Source organism: Kribbella sp. NPDC051936 (assembly GCF_040680955.1).
Taxonomy (GTDB): Bacteria; Actinomycetota; Actinomycetes; order Propionibacteriales; family Kribbellaceae; genus Kribbella.
Genome location: NZ_JBFAXS010000001.1, coordinates 1,066,064 through 1,083,411 on the forward strand (window position 1 = coordinate 1,066,064; position 17,348 = coordinate 1,083,411).

The 17,348-nt window shown below is 69.9% G+C and carries 13 protein-coding genes; 4 read left to right on the forward strand and 9 right to left on the reverse strand.

Features of this window, described 5'->3' with window-relative positions:
- Positions 1 to 7: 7 nt before the first annotated feature.
- The 9 genes from AB0L64_RS05375 to AB0L64_RS05415 all read right to left on the reverse strand — a co-directional run bounded on the left by AB0L64_RS05375 (position 8) and on the right by AB0L64_RS05415 (position 10,305).
- Positions 8 to 1,153, reverse strand: a complete 1,146-nt coding sequence (locus tag AB0L64_RS05375) for a DegT/DnrJ/EryC1/StrS family aminotransferase (RefSeq protein ID WP_363707928.1) — start codon at positions 1,151 to 1,153, stop codon at positions 8 to 10.
- Positions 1,135 to 2,904 carry a hypothetical protein gene (locus AB0L64_RS05380; protein ID WP_363707930.1) on the reverse strand — a complete coding sequence of 590 codons (1,770 nt, stop codon included), beginning with the start codon at positions 2,902 to 2,904 and terminating at the stop codon, positions 1,135 to 1,137. Before AB0L64_RS05380 ends, AB0L64_RS05375 begins: the two co-directional genes overlap by 19 nt.
- 76 nt (positions 2,905 to 2,980) lie before the next feature.
- Entirely contained in the window at positions 2,981 to 4,285 is a 1,305-nt protein-coding gene (locus tag AB0L64_RS05385) for a hypothetical protein (RefSeq protein ID WP_363707931.1), read from the reverse strand.
- Between the two features lie 9 nt (positions 4,286 to 4,294).
- Positions 4,295 to 4,657 (reverse strand): cupin domain-containing protein, encoded by a 363-nt coding sequence (locus AB0L64_RS05390; RefSeq protein WP_363707933.1) that lies wholly within the window; start codon positions 4,655 to 4,657, stop codon positions 4,295 to 4,297.
- A gap of 10 nt (positions 4,658 to 4,667) precedes the next feature.
- Positions 4,668 to 5,321 (reverse strand): Rid family hydrolase, encoded by a 654-nt coding sequence (locus AB0L64_RS05395; RefSeq protein ID WP_363707935.1) that lies wholly within the window; start codon positions 5,319 to 5,321, stop codon positions 4,668 to 4,670.
- Positions 5,318 to 6,898 carry an FAD-dependent oxidoreductase gene (locus AB0L64_RS05400; RefSeq protein ID WP_363707936.1) on the reverse strand — a complete coding sequence of 527 codons (1,581 nt, stop codon included), beginning with the start codon at positions 6,896 to 6,898 and terminating at the stop codon, positions 5,318 to 5,320. The genes AB0L64_RS05395 and AB0L64_RS05400 overlap by 4 nt, the downstream gene beginning before the upstream one ends.
- A gap of 114 nt (positions 6,899 to 7,012) precedes the next feature.
- Positions 7,013 to 7,783, reverse strand: a complete 771-nt coding sequence (locus AB0L64_RS05405) for a serine protease (RefSeq protein WP_363707938.1) — start codon at positions 7,781 to 7,783, stop codon at positions 7,013 to 7,015.
- 9 nt (positions 7,784 to 7,792) lie between these two features.
- Positions 7,793 to 9,913, reverse strand: a complete 2,121-nt coding sequence (locus tag AB0L64_RS05410; protein ID WP_363707940.1) for a bifunctional polysaccharide deacetylase/glycosyltransferase family 2 protein — start codon at positions 9,911 to 9,913, stop codon at positions 7,793 to 7,795.
- On the reverse strand, positions 9,910 to 10,305 hold the full coding sequence (locus AB0L64_RS05415; protein WP_363707942.1) for a hypothetical protein: 396 nt from the start codon (positions 10,303 to 10,305) through the stop codon (positions 9,910 to 9,912). Before AB0L64_RS05415 ends, AB0L64_RS05410 begins: the two co-directional genes overlap by 4 nt.
- Positions 10,306 to 10,565: 260 nt before the next feature.
- Between AB0L64_RS05415 and glgX the strand changes: the two genes are divergently transcribed.
- The 4 genes from glgX to AB0L64_RS05435 all read left to right on the forward strand — a co-directional run bounded on the left by glgX (position 10,566) and on the right by AB0L64_RS05435 (position 17,167).
- Positions 10,566 to 12,680 (forward strand): glycogen debranching protein GlgX, encoded by a 2,115-nt coding sequence (gene glgX, locus AB0L64_RS05420; RefSeq protein WP_363707944.1) that lies wholly within the window; start codon positions 10,566 to 10,568, stop codon positions 12,678 to 12,680.
- Positions 12,677 to 15,073: a malto-oligosyltrehalose synthase gene (gene treY, locus AB0L64_RS05425; protein ID WP_363707946.1), complete on the forward strand. Its 2,397-nt coding sequence runs from the start codon at positions 12,677 to 12,679 to the stop codon at positions 15,071 to 15,073. Before glgX ends, treY begins: the two co-directional genes overlap by 4 nt.
- A gap of 5 nt (positions 15,074 to 15,078) precedes the next feature.
- Positions 15,079 to 16,815, forward strand: a complete 1,737-nt coding sequence (gene treZ / locus AB0L64_RS05430) for a malto-oligosyltrehalose trehalohydrolase (RefSeq protein WP_363707948.1) — start codon at positions 15,079 to 15,081, stop codon at positions 16,813 to 16,815.
- A 157-nt stretch (positions 16,816 to 16,972) separates the two neighbouring features.
- A complete protein-coding gene (locus AB0L64_RS05435) occupies positions 16,973 to 17,167 on the forward strand; it encodes a hypothetical protein (RefSeq protein ID WP_355699845.1) in 195 nt (64 codons plus the stop codon).
- Positions 17,168 to 17,348: the final 181 nt, after the last annotated feature.

Genomic DNA, 17,348 nt, shown 5'->3' on the forward strand with positions numbered 1-17,348 from the left:
AGAAGGATCAACTCACAGCGTTGGCGATGGTATCCGCGATGGCCCGGGTTTCGTCTTCGGTGCCCAGGAGGTAGGGCTGGGGGAGCCAGATGGTGTCGGTGGAGACCAGGTCGGCGTTCGGGCAGGCGTGTTCCGGGTAGGGCTGGCCGAGGCGGGTGGTGATGGCCTGGGACTCGCGGAGTACGGCGGCGTTGCGGTGCAGCGGGACGTAGCCGGAGGAGGCTCGGTCGAAGCCTGCGGCTCTGAGGGCCTCGAGTACGGCGTCGCGCCGACCGGGGACCCGGAGCATGAAGAGGTGCCGGCCATGGGCGGTGATCGCCGGGTCATCGGGGGCGAGCTGGATGCCGGGAGCCTTCTCCAACAGGTCCGTGAGCAGACGCGCGTTGCCTTCGCGAACCTCCTGCAGTTGCGGGTGGCGACGGAGCTGGACCCGAAGGATCGCGGCCTGGAACTCGGTCAGCCGCAGGTTGTACCCGACGGTCTCGTGCTGGTACCACCCACCGCCGGGAACCCGCCCGACGTTGACCAGCGAATACACCGCACCGGCCAGCTCCGCAGAGTCCGTGACTACGATGCCGCCCTCGCCGGCAGTGATGTTCTTGCTGCTCTGGAAGCTGAAGGTGCCGAGGTCGCCGATCGCGCCGACCGAACGCCCCTTGTAGGCCGCGCCGTGCGCCTGTGCGGCGTCCTCCACGATGGTCAGCCCGTGCTTCGCGCCGAGCGCGGTGAAGGCGTCCATGTCCGCGGGACGGCCGGCGAGGTGGACGACGACGACCGCCTTGGTCCGCTCGGTGACGGCAGCCTCGGTAGCGATCGGGTCGAGCAGATGGGTGTCCGGGTCGACGTCGGCGAAGACCGGCACCGCGCCGACGAACAGCGCCGCCGAGGCGGTCGCGATGAACGTGTACGGCGGCACGATCACCTCGTCGCCGATGCCGACCCCGGCGGCCTTCAGCGCGACCGCGATGGCGAGCGTCCCGTTCGCCAGACACACCGCGTGCCCGGCCTGCTGGTACGCGGCGAACTCCCGCTCGAACGTCGCGACGACGTCGCCGCTCGTGCTGCCCCACTTCCCCGAGTTCAGCACCTCGAGCAGGGCATCGGCCTCTTCCGTGCCGTACTGCGGCCACGACGTCATGGTGTGATCACCCATCTGTTGTCTCCGGCAACGATATCGGCGGTCAGTTCGACGAAGGGCCGCCCGAACCGGATCACCGTCCGGGCGGATCCGCTGCCCTCCTTGACGACCGGACCGGTCCCGGGATTCGGTACGGCGAGGAGCACCGCGGCGCCCGGCACCGCCTCCACGGACTGTGCCAGCACTGCCAGGCCGTCCGGGTGCGGCGAGACCGACAGCTCGACGCCGCGCCGGCTCCGCTCCCAGCTGTTGATCCGAGTCGCTGTCCACCACGGCATCCCGCGCCGCCGCGCCTCCGCTGCGAGCTCGATGCACGCGGCCCGGGTCGGCGGACGCAGATGCAGGTGCGGCCCGTGGAACAGGAAGTGGGCGACACCGTGGACCGCCTGGGCGCCGTCCAGGATCACGTCCCGGACGGCGACATGCCCGGCCCAGGCGAGATCCTGTGTGTGCAGCGGCAGGTTGAGGACGTCGTACAGTCGATTGCTCTCGGCAACCGGTGCGAGCGGGAACGAGACATGGGATGCGCCGAACGTGAACCCGACATCGCCCTGCTTGCTCGGCCCGCGCGACTCGTCGATCTGGATGCCGAGCCGCTCGCACCACGGGTAGAAGTCCGTCCACCCTTCCCAGCGGGTGTAGTGGTTCTTGTTCGAGACGATCTGCTCGGTGCCCGTGACGGCCTGCGCCCAGGCGTACTGCGCCCGCGCGAACGGCCAGCCCCACACCGCGAGGTCCGCGTCGCCCATCGCGTTGTAGTGCAGGGCGTTCTCGTGCCCGGCCGCGGTGATCGCGGCGTACAGCTCCGGTGAGTACCCGCCGGGAAAGACGTGGCACCAGGTGACCTCGACACCGGCCTCGGCGAACGCGTCGAGCGCCGCCTGGCCGTGCTCCTCGACGTTCTGGTCGGAGTCGTGCGACATGTGCGCGACCGCGTCGACACCCGACGGCCAGTACCAGAGCCAGGGCACCGCGGCGCCGGTCTGCGCGGCGCTCCACCACAGGCTCTGCGCGAACAGCGAACACCACCAGTCGGCCTGCGGCTGGTCGAACATCGGTACGGCGCTCGGCGGCGGATAGACATGCTGGAACGCCGGATCCAGCGGCGGCTCACCCGGCGGCATCGCCCGATCCACGGCGAAGCTGAGCACCATCCCGTCCTCGCATTTGAGGATGCCGTCGTCGATCGGCGCCGTACCGTCCGCGGCCGGCTGACCGTCGGCGGTGACGGCGTACCCCTGCTGGATCCGGACGATCGTCTGCCACAGGTCGACGCCGTACGTCAGGACGACGCCCCCGCCGAGCCGGCGAAGCGTGATCGCTGCGGCATCATCGGACTGCCAGCGGGCGAGCACCTCGACGTCGTTGCCGCGGAGCCGGCTCCCGCCGACGGCGTGCAGTGCGACCGGCGGCCGGGAGGACCAGACAGGGTTGTCCGCGAGTACGACGTGATCCTCCGGCACCGAACCGTCGGCCGAGACACCCGCGAGCACTGCAAGCGGTCCGGGGTCGCCGACGAGGATCAGCGCGCCGCCGTCGTGCACCCACTGCTCGAGCTCGTCGGTCGGACCGGCATCAGGCGTGGTCGCGTGGATCAGCAGGCAGACCTCGCCGGGCGGCGCGGCACTTGCCGCCAGAGAGCTGTAAGGCACCCGAAGATGCCCGAGGACCTCGGCCAGGTAGACCCACCAGGCGTCCTGACCCGCCTGGTGGGCCCGCTCGGTCGCCGCCTGGTCGTCCACCACCGCGACTGCATGAAGAGGCACGCGAACCACCCTGCCGTAGCCGGATAGCTTCGGCAAGGCCTGAATATGTCTTATGGACGTCCGTAATAACTAGGCCCTAGCGAGGAATCTTCTCGACCAGCAGCTGGTACGGGCGCGGCGGCCGGCCGAGCTTGCTCGAGCGGGGCGGCGGCATCGGCCAGGCGAGTCCCTCGTCGACCAGCGTGCTCAAGGTCCGGCGCGCGGTCCGCAGCGTCACACCGAGCAGCTCCGCGACCTTTTCGGCGTCGACCACCCGCTCGGTGTCGTTCGCGTTCTCCAGCTGCTCGGCGAGCGTGGCCAGGATCTGCAGCGCCCGGGAGTCCGCAGGGACAGAGCGCTCGGCGGTCCGGGTCCGCTCGCCGGGGATCTGGAGCACGAAGCCGTGCGGTCCGACCACGAACGCGGTGTCGCCGCCGGCCGCCTTGTCGACGGCGGACTGCGCGTTCACCTCCGCCTCGCGGGTCGACGTGCCGAGCCCGATGCCGACCTCCAGCCGAATCCCGAGCTCCTCGGAGATCCGGTCCAGGAACGGCGCCATCGACAGGTTGTCGGTGGCCAGCCGTAGCGAACCCATCGTCGTGACGATGAGGAAACTGTGCTCGTCACGCGGCACCACGGCAGCGTCCATCGGGCGGGCGTCGCGCAGCAGCTCGCGATGCAGCGACAGGCGAAGCTCCTGGTACCAGTACGCGCTGGCGCTGGCGTGCGCCGGCAGCGACGCGGCGGGTACGCGGACGATCATCGTGACGATCCGGGACTCCTCGAGCTTCGCGCCGCCGCCCATCAGCACGGCGGTGGTCAGCGCCTGCCGGATCGTCATCGACGACGGCGTCATCCGCAGCACCGGTACTCCGGCTTTCTGCAAGGCGACGTCGACGGTCGGCACCGTGGTGACCGCCCCGGTGGTCCGGCCGCGCTCGTACAGCGAGCGGTGGAAGTCGAGGAACGTCCCGGCCGACTCCGGCCCGGTGTACTCCTTCAGCCGTACGCCGGACGCGCTCAGGCCGATCTCCTCGTACACGTGCGAGAGGTCCCGGCGGGACATGGTGTCGACGCTGATCCGGGCCGGGTCGAAGACCTTCTCGAGGACGCCGCGGAGCAGGGTCGAGAAGAGCGCCGGCCCGCCGCTCGGCACGTACGTCGCCGGGACCGGCAGGCCGCCCGCGACCGCCACGTCGTACGGCAGCGGTCCGGCGAACAGGAACGCGTCGACCCGCGAGGCGATCCGCGCCGCCTGCTCGTGCGCGTCGTGCTCGTCGGAGTAGACGGCGGTCTCGAGCCGCAGCGCGGGGTTGTCCAGCTCGCGGGCCAGATCCATGATCCGGTGCACGATCTGCTCGGCCCCCACAACGCCGACCGTCACCTGCTCATGCGTCGCCACCTCGTCAGATTAACGGTCGACGTTGACCGTCGGGATCCCGCCGCCGGCCCGCGCGATGATCGCCAGCGACGGCTCGCCGGTGGGGTTGCTCTCGCGGTGGATCGTGAACGCGGGGACGTGGACGAAGTCGCCGGCGACCGCGTCGAGGTACTCGCCGGAGCCCTCGAATTCGAGCCGCAGCACGCCGGAGACGATGTAGAGACTGCTCTCGTTCTTGTCGTGGTGGTGCCATCCGGAGATCGCACCGGGCTGGGTGATGACCTGGCCGGCCCACAGGATCGGGAGCTCGAAGGCTCGCATCCGGAGCATGCCGGACGTCGGGTCGGCGGCGACCAGGTCACCAGCCTTGATCACACGAACTGGCTCGCTCATACCTCCAGTGTCAGCGCTGGGGGTACGCGGCGTCGACCTCCACCTCGACGAGCCAGCCGGACACCGGAAGGTTCTCGATCTCCAGTGCGAAGCGGGACGGACGCGCCTTGTTCACCACGAACGGCTTCGCCGGCGGCGCCGTACCGAGCGGGACCGGGACGTAGGCGCCGGTGGTGAGGTCGGTGTTGGCGAAGTACTGGCGGTACGCGCGGTTCCATCCGGCGAAGTCGGCGACCGTGGCGCCGGCCGGGTTCTGCAGGAAGACGCGCATCGTGTAGACGTCGGCGTACGACAGACCGGCCGCGGCGAGGTTCTCGCCGATCCGCCGGAGTGCGTTGATCCCTTGGGCCTCGGTGATGGTGACGCCCGCGGGCAGTGTCCCGCCGGGGAAGATCGCGGTGTCGACGTACGCGGCCTCGGATCCGGACGGAGCGCCGGTGTTCAGCGCCGACGGGCCGATGCCGCTGGTCTTGTACACGGGCGTGTTCGCGCCGATGCCGACGCCGGTCGCGATCATCGGGTTGGCCTGGCCCGCGGGCAGGGCGGGTACGACGGTGCCGGGCTTCGGCGGCTTCGGCTTGTCCCACCAGCCGGCCGCTGTCCCGGCGCCGGCGCTGAACGAGACGACCAGGGCGACGGCCCCGGCGATCAGGCGAGTCTTCATCGGCTCGCCACCCGGCTGTGCAGGGCGGTCACGGCCGCGCGGGCGGACACCATCGCGCCGTGCTGCCAGGCGATGGCGTGCGACAGGTGGTCGCCGGCGAAGTAGATGTTGCCGGTGGCCTCGAGCAGGCGGGCGTAGATCCCGTCGGTCTGCGACGGCCAGCTGACCCAGGACGCCTCGGAGTACTTGGTGCCCATCCAGTTGACCGAGAATGACGCCTTGACGTCCTTTGCGTACACGTCGCCGTGCATCTTGGCGCCTTGCATGAGCGCGCGCTCCAGCCGGCCGGCCGGTGTCATGGCGCCGTACAGGTTCGCGTTGGCGCCGGTGTTGTAGTAGCCGATCACGGTGCCGCGCTCGCCGTGGAAGCCGTACGACGGGTACCAGGTGTTCACGGTGTCGAGGCTGCTGTTGGTGATGCCGCCGTAGATCCGGTGGTCCTCCTCCCACCAGCGCCGGCCGTACTCGATGCCGATCTTGCCCGCGTTCGTCGGCCGGGCGTACTTGAGCGCCTCGATGATCGGCGCCGGCAGGTTGGACGGCACCTTCGCGGCCAGATGCGGCGGCAGGGTGCAGATCGCGTAGTCGGCGGTCAGCATCCGGGTCCGCGTGCCGCTCTTGTAGGTGACCTGGACGCCGGAGCCGGTGTTGGTCAGCCCGGTCACCTCGGCGCCGTACCGGATCTTGTCCTTGCCGATCGCGCGCTCGAACGCATACGGGATCCGGTCCATCCCGCCGACCGGCTGGAACATCATCATTGCCTGGTCCCAGCCGAACTCGAACGAGAAGTAGTTGCCGACGCCGCTGGCGAAGACGTCGCTCAGCGCGTACGGCGCGGCCGTCGTGCCGGCTTCCATTCCGGCGCCCGGCTCGACCGTGTAGCCGCGCCGCCCGTCGGCGCCGGTGTAGGCGAAGCCGGAGGCCTTGTTGCCGATCGAACCGAAGCTGCTGAGGAAACCGATCAGCGCCTGCTTGTCAGCCGCCGTCAGCTTGGCGTCGAGCGCTCCCTGGTCGGCCGCGGTGGCGAGCAGTTCGGCGACGTAGCCGTACACGTCCGCCTTGGCGGTGCGGTGCCGGATCGCCTGGTTGGACAGGCTGCTGGTGCCTTCGCGGTACAGGTACGCGTCGGCGTTCTGGTTGACGAACGGCTCGATCGCGACGCCGAGCTCGCGGCAGTAGTCGAGCGTCACGTGGTGCTGCGGGAGCCGTCCCGGGCCGGCGTTCATGTACTGGCCGGGGGAGAACGTCGCACGCTGGGTGTTCCCGGCGAGATCGGTCTCGACGGTGCCGCCGCGAACGGTCCAGTTCCGGCCGCCCGGGCGGGTGCGCGCCTCCAGCAGGGTGACCTGGTAGCCGGCCTTCAGCAGCTCGTACGCCGAGGTGAGCCCGGCGATCCCGGCTCCGAGGACGACGACGTGCTTGGTGCCGCGGCCGTTGAGATCGGCCCGCGACGGGGCGGCGTACGCGGGTGTCTCGGCGACGCCCGTGAGGCCGAGCGCCGACATGGTGGAGTACAGCACCCCCGCTCCACCGGTGATACCGACCTGCTGCAGGAACTGACGTCTGGTCTGCGCCATGCCTTCTCCTCACTGGGCAACGGGGTAGCTGACCAGAAAGGTAAGGACATGGTGTTTTCGGAGCGTGTCAGGATCGTGACGGATCGACGCTCGTACCGACAGGTATGTTTCTGATTAACGAACCTGTTGGAGCAGCGCCCGCGCTACCCCGGCGACCTCGGCGTAAACACCGGGCTTGCCGGGCTGTGCGCAGCCCTGACCCCAGGAGACGAGTCCGAGCAGGCGGCCGTTGAGGACGAGGGGGCCGCCGGAGTCGCCCTGGCAGGCGTCGATGCCGCCGGCGAGGTAGCCGGCGCAGACGTTGGTCGCGGCGGCGTACCCGTTGGACACGTAGCTCTTGTTCGCGAGGCAGGTCTTGTCGCCGAGGTCCGGTACGGCGGCCTTCTGCAGGGTCTCGTCCGGCCCGGTCTCCTGCGTGTCGCCCCATCCGTAGACGGTCGGTACGGCGCCCGCGCGATCCGCCCGCGCGCGGGTCTCGAGCGGTAGCACCGGTACGTCGGTGAACGGCCGCGCCAGCGTCAGCACTGCCACGTCGTACCGGTTGTCCTTCGTGTTGTAGCCCGGGTGGATCCACACCTTGCTGATCTCCGACACTCGCCCGACCGAGTCGTCGGCGAGGTCCGCCCGTCCCTGGACCGCGTAGTACGTCGACACCGCCTCGTCCATGCAGTGGGCCGCGGTCACGATCTTGTTCGGCGCCACCAGCGCGGCCCCGCAGTACCGGCCGCCCGACGCCGCGGACTGCGTGTTGTTCAGGGCGATCGCCCACGGCGCCTCGGCGGTGCTCGCCACCGTCCCGCCGACGATCACCGGCTTCGCTCCGGCCGTGGTAACCAGCAGGACAGCGGTCAGCAGCACGGCCTGCACTCTCCGTGAAACGATCATCGCTGTAGGTTAGCGGACGACTGGAGCCTCAAGACTGCCGTAGCGCTCTATGCGCTGCCAACGGAGTCTGGTGCCGGCCAGTGCGGTGAAGACCGACTGGATGACGACCAGGTACATCAGCTGCCGGTAGACGAACTGCTGCAGCGGCAGCGTCCACAGCGGCCCAGCTCGCTCTCCGTCCAGGCGGAACGCGTAGAAGCCCATCGCCAACTGCAGCAGCAAGAACCCTGCCCAGACCGACAGGACGCGAACCGGGTCGAGGAAGATCAGGCCGTAGATCGCGAACACGTCCACAACTGGTGCCAGCAGCGGCAGCAGGACCTGGAAAAGCATCAGGTACGTCAGCCCGCGGCGGCCGAACTTACCGGCGCGGCCGCTCTGCACCATCGCCCCGCGGTGCTTCCACATCGCCTGGAGCGTGCCGTAACACCAGCGGTACCGCTGCCGCCACAGTGCGCCCAGTGACGCCGGGGCCTCGGTCCACGCCACCGCACTCTCCTCGTAGACGACCCGCCACCCGTCCCGGCACAGCGCCATCGTCAGGTCGGTGTCCTCCGCCAGCGTCACGTCGCTCAGCCCGCCGATCCGCTCCAGCGCCGTACGGCGGAACGCGCCGACGGCACCTGGCACGGTCGGCATGCACTCGGCCAGGTCGAACAACCGGCGGTCCAGGTTGAAGCCGATCACGTACTCGATGTGCTGCCAGCGGCCGAGCAGCCCGCGGCGGTTGCCCACCTTGGCGTTGCCGGACACCGCGCCGACGGCAGGGTGCCCGAAGGGCTGGATCAGCTTGCGCACGGCGTCCGGCTCGAACACGGTGTCGCCGTCGACCATCACGATCAGCTCGAACTGTGCCGCGCGCAGTCCGGTGTTGAGCGCGACCGGCTTACCGGCGTTGGCCTGCCGGATCACGCGGACCCGGGGGATCCCCAGCCGCTCGACGAGATCCGCCGTACCGTCGGTCGAACCGTCGTCGACGACGATCACCTCGAGCGGGTGGTCCGACGCCGCCAGTGAGCGGATCGCGGCCTCGATGCCGGCGCTCTCGTTGTACGCCGGGACGATGACGCTGACCGGCTCCGTGACCGGCGGGCCGTAGGTCCAGTTCCGCATCCGCGCGTGCCGCCGGGCGGCGATCACGGTGGTGATGGCGCGCAGCACGCTCAGCGCGCCCGCGGCGTACAACAGCCAGCCGATCACGGCCAGCACGCCGTCGCTGATCCGCATCGCCCCGATCACCGCGAGACCCCGTCCGCGATCCAGCAGACTCGCCTTGCGGGTCGGGTCCGGCAGGCCGACCGAGTCGCTGACGGTGGCGAACCGGAAGCCACGCGCCTTCAGGCGCGGCAGCAGCTTGTCCAAGGCCTCGACGGTCTGCGTACGGTCGCCGCCGGCGTCGTGCATCAGCAGCACCTGTCCGGCCGTGCTGCGGGGCATCGAGTTGGCGATGACCTGCTGCGTGCCGGGCTTCCGCCAGTCCTCACTGTCCTGACTGCTCAGCACGGCCAGGTAGCCGGCCTCGCGGGCCTGCTGGAGCGCCTCCCAGTCGCGATTGCTCAGCGCGTCCGGCTCGGAGGAGTACGGCGGTCTGAGCAGCGTCGTACTGACACCGGTGGCTCCGGCGAGGACGAGTTGGCTCTGCCGGAGCTCGAGTGAACGCCGCCACCCGGACGCGGTCGACAGGTTGGCGTGGGTGAAGGTGTGCACCGCGATCTGGTGCCCTTCGGCGACGATCCGGCGGGCCAGGTCTGGGTGTGCGGCGACCTCGGTACCGACCACGAAGAAGGTGGCGTGGACCTGTTGCTTGCGGAGCACGTCCAGGATCTTCGGAGTCCAGACCGGGTCCGGCCCGTCGTCGAAGGTGAGCGCGATGGTGCGTGCTTTCGGTGCCACCGACCGGGGTGTGCCGTCGCCCGCGTCGATGACCGGTCCGCCGTTGACGATCTGTTTCGGCACCGCTCCGGAGGGACCGCTCGACCGGACCGCGCCGTCGGCCTCCGTTCCGTACATGTGGTGCGTGTAGCCGTTCAGCAGCAGCATGCCGGCCAGGCAGACCAGCAACATCGTCAGGACGATCCAGTGCGTCCGGAGCGGCACCTGCTTGGCCCGCCGCGCGCCCGGTCGGCTCACGGGGCGACCGGCGCCCTCGTCTTACCGGGCGGCGCGGTCGGCTTGTTGCCGTGCGTCGTGGTCGCCGTCGGCGCCGCGGTCGGTGACTTGGCCCGGCCCGGCTGGGTGCTCGTCACGGTCGTCGGAGCCGTGGTCGGTACGGCGGTCACGGGCGGCGACGTCACCGACGGACTGCCGGTCGGGACCGTGGCGGGGCCCGAGGTCGGCGTGCCGGTCGGCGCCGCGGGGGTGGTTGTGGCTCGCGGTGTGCGGCCGTCCCCGGTCGTCGGCCGCGGCGTCTCGAGCGCGATCTCGGCCGGCGGCGCGGTCGGCCGGTGCTCGGGCTTGGCGGCTTCGGGGAGGGGGATCAGCGGGGTGTCCATCCGCGGTCCGCCCAGCAGACTACTCACCATGAGCAGGAGGTAACCGACGGTAGGTACGGCGAGGAACACGCCTGCTCTTCGGATACTGCGACGGCGACGCCCGGTCGAGTCCAGAAAGACTGGCCGCCGAGGGGAAGGCGGTCTCACAAGCGCGAGAGCTTAGCCGAACCGAGCGGAATTTGGGATGTTGGGGGTCTTGCGGCGGAGTGCAAGCCCTTACCGGGTGAATTCTCGACACCGAAACACCCCGCCGTGCGGTGACCGGGGGCCGAGGTGGCTACTGTCGTCAGGTGCAGAAATGGCCTGGTCGTCCTTACCCTCTCGGCGCCACCTACGACGGTGCCGGGACGAACTTCGCGGTGTTCTCGGAGGTCGCCGATCGCGTCGACCTCTCGCTGGTCGGTGACGACGGGGCCGAGCAACTGGTGCAGCTGACCGAGGTGGACGGATTCGTCTGGCACGCGTACCTGCCGGGAGTGCAGCCGGGGCAGCGCTACGGCTTCCGGGTGCACGGGCCGTACAACCCCGCCGAGGGGCACCGGTGCAACCCGTCGAAGCTGCTGCTGGACCCGTACGCGAAGGCGATCGACGGGCAGATCGACGGCGACGAGTCGCTGTTCAGCTACCGGTTCGCCGAGCCCGACGAGCTGAACACGATGGACAACCGCGAGCACACGATGCTGTCGGTGGTGACCAACCCGTTCTTCGACTGGGGCAACGACCGCCCGCCGGGCCACGCCTACCACGAGACCGTGATCTACGAGGCACACGTCAAGGGCCTCACCAAGACCCATCCGGGCCTGCCGGAGAACATCCGCGGCACCTACGCCGGCATCGGGCACCCGGCGATCGTCGAGCACCTCAAGGAGCTCGGGGTGTCCGCGATCGAGCTGATGCCGGTGCACCAGTTCGCCCAGGACGGCCACCTGCAGGAGCTCGGCCTGTCGAACTACTGGGGCTACAACACGATCGGCTTCTTCGCGCCGCACAACGCCTACTCGTCGACCGGCACCCGCGGCCAGCAGGTGACCGAGTTCAAGGCGATGGTGAAGGCGCTGCACGAGGCCGACATCGAGGTGATCCTCGACGTCGTCTACAACCACACCGCCGAGGGGAACGAGTTCGGCCCGACGCTGTCGTTCAAGGGCATCGACAACGCGGCGTACTACCGGCTCGTGGACGACGACAAGCGGCACTACTACGACACCACCGGCACCGGCAACAGCCTGCTGATGCGGCACCCGCACGTGCTGCAGCTGATCATGGACTCGCTGCGCTACTGGGTCACCGAGATGCACGTCGACGGCTTCCGCTTCGACCTGGCGGCCACCCTGGCCCGGCAGTTCCACGAGGTCGACCGGCTGTCGGCGTTCTTCGACCTGGTCCAGCAGGACCCGGTGGTGAGCCAGGTGAAGCTGATCGCCGAGCCGTGGGACGTCGGCGACGGCGGGTACCAGGTGGGCAACTTCCCGCCGCTGTGGACGGAGTGGAACGGCAAGTACCGCGACCAGGTCCGGGACTACTGGCGGGGCGAGAAGTACGCGCTGGCCGAGTTCGCCTCCCGGCTGACCGGTTCCTCCGACCTGTACCAGGACGACAGCCGGCGGCCGCTGGCGAGCATCAACTTCATCACCGCCCACGACGGCTTCACGCTGCGCGACCTGGTCTCGTACAACGAGAAGCACAACGAGGCGAACGGCGAGGGCGGCAAGGACGGCGAGAGCTTCAACCGCTCCTGGAACTGCGGCGCCGAGGGCCCGACCGACGACCCCGAGGTGCTGCGGCTGCGGGCCAAGCAGGAGCGCAACTTCCTCACCACGCTGCTGATCTCGCAGGGCGTGCCGATGATCGCCCACGGCGACGAGCTCGGCCGGACGCAGCGCGGCAACAACAACGTCTACTGCCAGGACAACGAGATCGCCTGGATCGACTGGGAGCTGGACGAGCCGCAGAAGCACCTGCTCGAGTTCACCCGGTCGCTGCTCACGTTGCGCAACAACCACCCGGTGCTGCGCCGGCGCCGGTTCTTCCACGGCGACACCGGGATCGACGGGCTCGGCGACCTGGTCTGGTTCACGCCGAACGGCACCGAGATGCAGAACGGCGACTGGCAGCGCGACGACGCCCGGGCGATCGCGGTGTTCCTGAACGGCGACGCGATCTCCGAGCCGGACCCGCGCGGCGAGCCGGTGGTCGACGACTCGTTCCTGGTGCTGTTGAACGGGAACTTCGAGCCGGTCGACTTCCTGCTGCCGCCGGAGGAGTACGGCGAGCACTGGACGGTCGCCGTCGACACGACGCACCCGACCGGCGCCGGGGACGAGGACCCGCACGCCGCGAGCAGCACGGTCCAGCTCGAGGCCCGCAGCACCCTGGTCCTGACCCGTTCGAGGCAGCCCGGATGAGGGGAGTCCCGCAGGCCACCTACAGGTTCCAGCTCCGCGCCGAGTTCGGCTTCGACGACGCCGCCGCGGTGGTGCCGTACCTGGCAGGTCTCGGGATCTCCCACGCGTACTTGTCCCCGATCCTGCAGGCCGCGCCCGGTTCCACCCACGGGTACGACGTGGTGGACCACAGCCGGCTGTCCGAGCCGATGGGCGGCCGGCCGGCGTTCGACCGGTTGTCGGCGCGGCTGGCCGAGCACCGCCTGGGCGCCGTCGCGGACGTCGTACCGAACCACGTCGCCGTACCGACGCCGGAGAGCCTCAACGCGGCGCTCTGGTCGGTGCTGCGGCTGGGGCCCGGCTCGCCGTACGCGGACTGGTTCGACGTGGACTGGGGCGCCGGCAACCAGCCGCTGCTGATGGCGGTGCTGGGCCAGCGGATCGGCAAGGTGCTCGCGGACGGCGAGCTGTCCGTGGAGGGCGACGTACTGCGGTACTACGAGCACGAGTACCCGCTGCGGCCCGGGACCGAAGAGCTGCCGCTGGCGGAGCTCGTCACCGCGCAGTGGTACCGGCTCGCGCACTGGCGGGTCGCCGACGAGGAGCTGAACTACCGGCGGTTCTTCGACGTCGACACGCTCGCTGCTGTACGGCAGGAGACCAAGGAGGTCTTCGACGCCACCCACGAGCTCCTGCTCGCGCTGCTGCACGAAGGAAAGCTCAACGGCTTCCGGATCGACCACCCTGACGGTCTGGCGGACCCGCGCGGCTACCTGCGTCGACTGGCGGAGCGCACCGGCGGTGCTTGGGTCGTGGTGGAGAAGATCCTGGAAGGCGACGAGCAGCTGCCCCGCGACTGGCCGTGCGCCGGCACGACCGGGTACGACGCTCTGCTGCGCGTCGGCGGCCTGTTCGTCGACCCCGCTGGTGCTGCACCGCTCGCAGCCCTGCACTCGGAGCTCACCGGCGCACCGGCCGACTTCGGACCCGTGGTCGAGGAGGCGAAGCGCGAGATCGTCCAGCACGGCCAGTACGCCGAAGTGCACCGCCTGGTCGAGCTGCTCGCGCGGATCTGCCAGGACGACGTGCGGCTGCGTGACCACACCAGGCGGGCGTTCCACGAGGTCGTCGTGGAGCTGCTGGTCCAGTTCGACGTCTACCGCGCGTACGTCGTACCGGGAGAAGAGCCGGAGCCCGAGGCCGTGGCTGCGGTCGAGCGGGCGGCGGAGAGAGCGCGGGCGAACTTGGACGAGGACCGCCAGGCGACCCTGGACGTGGTGCTGCATCTGTTGCTGGGACGAGAGACGAGCACGGTCGACGAGCAGGCGCGGGCCGAGCTGATCGTGCGCTTCCAGCAGACGTGCGGGCCGGTGATGGCCAAGGGGGTCGAGGACACCGCGTTCTACCGGTGGCTGCGGCTCACGTCGCTCAACGAGGTCGGTGGCGACCCGGGCCACTTCGGTGTGACGCCGGAGGAGTTCCACGCGTACGCGTCCCAGTTGAACCGGGACTGGCCGAAGACGATGACCACGCTGTCCACCCACGACACCAAGCGGTCCGAGGACGTCCGCGCGCGCCTCGGCGTACTGTCCGAGCAGCCCGCCGTCTGGTCGGAGGCGGTCCGCGAGTGGCGCAGGCTTTCGGAAGAGCACCGCAGTCCACTGCTGGACGGCAGCACGGAGTACCTGTTCTGGCAGACGCTGTACGGCACCTGGGCCGACGGACCGCTCGCTGAGGACCGCATGCAGGGCTATCTGCTGAAGGCGATCCGTGAGGCCAAGCGGCACACTTCGTGGACCTCGCCGGACGACGAGTACGAACAGGCCGTCGCTGCCTTCGCGACGGCGGTCCTGGACGACGAGACCGTGCTCGACGCAGTACGCCGCTTCGCTGACGAGCAGACCGGCTACGTACGAGCTGCCACGCTCGGCCAGAAGCTGGTGCAGCTGACCATGCCCGGCGTACCCGACGTGTATCAGGGCACCGAGCTGGTCGATCTGTCCCTTGTGGACCCCGACAACCGGCGCCCGGTGGACTACACGGAGCGCATCGAGCGGCTGCAGCGGCTGGACGACGGCGGCAAGCCGGAAGACCTGTCCGACGAGAAGCTGCTTGTCACGTCGCGGGCGCTCCGCATCCGCCGGCAGTACCCCGAGGCCTTCGCGGGCAGCTATACACCGCTCCCGACCTCCAACGGGCACGCGGTCGCGTTCGCCCGTGGCGACGCCGTCATCACCGTGGCGACCAGACTGCCGGCCGCGCTGCAGCGGCTGGGCGGCTGGGGCGACAGCACCGTCGTGCTGCCGAGTGGGCGGTGGAAGAACGTGTTGACCGGACGTGAAGTGGGCACCGGGGCCGCCCGGATCGGCGATCTGCTCGCGGACCTCCCGGTCGCCCTCCTGGTCAGGAGCTGACAGCCATGCACACGTTCCGCGTCTGGGTGCCAGAGGCAACCAATGTGGACCTGGTACTGCGGGACGGTGTGCTGCCGATGCGCTTCGCCGAGGGCGGCTGGTGGGAGCGGCAGGTGGCCGAGGCGCACCACGGCACCGACTATGCGTACTCCGTCGACGGCAGCGACCCGCTCCCCGACCCGCGCAGCCCGTGGCAGCCGGACGGCGTCCACGGGTTCAGCCGCGTCTTCGAGGCGGACCGCTTCGAATGGAGCGACGACAGCTGGACGGGTCGCGACGTACGAGGCGCTGTCTTCTACGAGCTGCACCTGGGCACGTTCACGCTCGAAGGCACGCTGGACGCAGCCGCCGAGCACCTGGACTACCTGGCCGTGCTCGGGGTCGAGGTGGTCTCGCTGCTGCCGGTCGCCGCGTTCCCCGGCGTACACGGCTGGGGGTACGACGGTGTGGACCTCTACGCGGTGCACGCGCCGTACGGCGGCCCGGAAGCCCTGCAGCGGTTCGTGGACCGCTGCCACGACGCCGGGCTGGCCGTGTGCCTCGACGTCGTCTACAACCACCTCGGTCCGAGCGGGAACTATCTGTCCAGCTTCGGTCCATACTTCACTACCAGGCACTCCACGCCGTGGGGCCCCGCGGTCAACCTGGACGACGCCGGTAGCGCAGAGGTACGACGGTGGATCTGCGACAACGCACTGCGCTGGTTCCGCGACTTCCACATCGACGTACTGCGGCTGGACGCCGTCCACGCGCTGGTCGACGACAGCCCGACGCACCTGCTCCAGCAGCTGTCGACGGAGACCGCCGAGCTGGCCAAGGATCTCGGGCGGCCGCTGGGGCTGGTGGCCGAGTCGGACCTGAACGATCCGCGCACGGTCGAACCGGTGTCCACGGGCGGCATGGGGATGACCGCCCAGTGGAGCGACGACTTCCACCACGCACTGCACTCCCTGCTGACCGGTGAACGGTTCGGGTACTACGTGGACTTCGGGGACCCGGCGGTGTTCGCGAAGACGCTGACGCGGGTGTTCCTGCACGACGGGAGCTATTCGACGTTCCGCGGCAAGGACTGGGGACGTCCGGTCGATCCCCGCAGCCACCGCGGCGGCGAGTTCCTCGCCTACACGTCGAACCACGACCAGATCGGCAACCGGGCGCTCGGCGACCGGCCGAACCTGACCCCGGGGCAGCTCGCGATCGGCGCCGCGCTGGTGCTGACCTCGCCGTACACGCCGATGCTGTTCATGGGTGAGGAGTGGGGCGCCTCGACGCCGTGGCGGTTCTTCACGGACTTCTCCGACGACACCGAACCCGGCCTGGCGGATGCGGTCCGGACCGGCCGGCGCCGCGAGTTCGCCGAGTTCGGCTGGGACGCGGACGAGATCCCGGACCCGCAGGATCCGCAGACCTGGCGCAGCTCGGTGCTCGACTGGTCCGAGCCGGACGAGGCGCCGCACCGCGAGCTGCTCGCCTGGTACCGGCACCTGCTCACCTTCCGGGCCCGGATGCCCGAGCTCCGCGACGACCGGCTGGCGTCCGTGGAGGTCGCGTTCGATCCCGCCGGCGCCTGGCTGGTGGTGTCCCGCGGCAGCCTGCGCGTGGTGGCGAACCTCGGTGGTGCGGACGCGGTCGTGCCGCTCGCGGAGCTCCCGAAGTACCTCGTGATGTCCTTCGCCGGCGCGGACCTGACCACCGGCGGGGTTTGGTTGCCTGGTCACGGCGTCGCGATCCTGGCCGTCTGAGACTTTCCAAAGGGTCACGTTTGTAGGCCATTCCAACAGAACGCGGCGTTCGAGTGTGTTGATCCGTGGTGATTTCCGGAATCGCTTGTCTGCCGGGGTGGTCGTGGCGGACTGTTGATGGGCCAGCAGGGGACGGGGGGTTTTGAGGGAGGACCGGATGACAGTCGGAGGCGTCGACACCTACTACGACTACGAAGAAAAGCAGTGGAAGAGCCGGAAGCTGGGTGGCGGCCCGATCCGTCGCGGCCCGGTCTGCCCGGCACCACGCACCCCGGACCATGCGGTGCGCGAATCCACCGTCCACGAGCGTCGTGCGGCCGTTCGCGACGTACCGAAGCACACGCTCAACTGACGCGCACCGGTGGCAGGGCCCGCCAGACCAGGCCACCGACCTGACCACAGCGGCTGTCGTCCGACGGCCGCTGTGGCATGCCCGGTCCAGCCGCGGTGACGGCTGCGCGCGCCGGGCGGCGAGCGGCGTGGCTCCCGGGTCGCATAGAGTGACGGGTGTTCCGACAGGAAGGATCCGGGTG

Bases quoted from the DNA above. Each gene is read 5' to 3' on its own strand.
- AB0L64_RS05375 (WP_363707928.1), bottom strand. From the start codon at position 1,153: ATGGGTGATCACACCATGACGTCGTGGCCGCAGTACGGCACGGAAGAG.
- AB0L64_RS05390 (WP_363707933.1), bottom strand. From the start codon at position 4,657: ATGAGCGAGCCAGTTCGTGTGATCAAGGCTGGTGACCTGGTCGCCGCC.
- AB0L64_RS05395 (WP_363707935.1), bottom strand. From the start codon at position 5,321: ATGAAGACTCGCCTGATCGCCGGGGCCGTCGCCCTGGTCGTCTCGTTC.
- AB0L64_RS05400 (WP_363707936.1), bottom strand. From the start codon at position 6,898: ATGGCGCAGACCAGACGTCAGTTCCTGCAGCAGGTCGGTATCACCGGT.
- AB0L64_RS05405 (WP_363707938.1), bottom strand. From the start codon at position 7,783: ATGATCGTTTCACGGAGAGTGCAGGCCGTGCTGCTGACCGCTGTCCTG.
- AB0L64_RS05415 (WP_363707942.1), bottom strand. From the start codon at position 10,305: ATGGTGAGTAGTCTGCTGGGCGGACCGCGGATGGACACCCCGCTGATC.
- treY (WP_363707946.1), top strand. From the start codon at position 12,677: ATGAGGGGAGTCCCGCAGGCCACCTACAGGTTCCAGCTCCGCGCCGAG.
- treZ (WP_363707948.1), top strand. From the start codon at position 15,079: ATGCACACGTTCCGCGTCTGGGTGCCAGAGGCAACCAATGTGGACCTG.
- AB0L64_RS05435 (WP_355699845.1), top strand. From the start codon at position 16,973: ATGACAGTCGGAGGCGTCGACACCTACTACGACTACGAAGAAAAGCAG.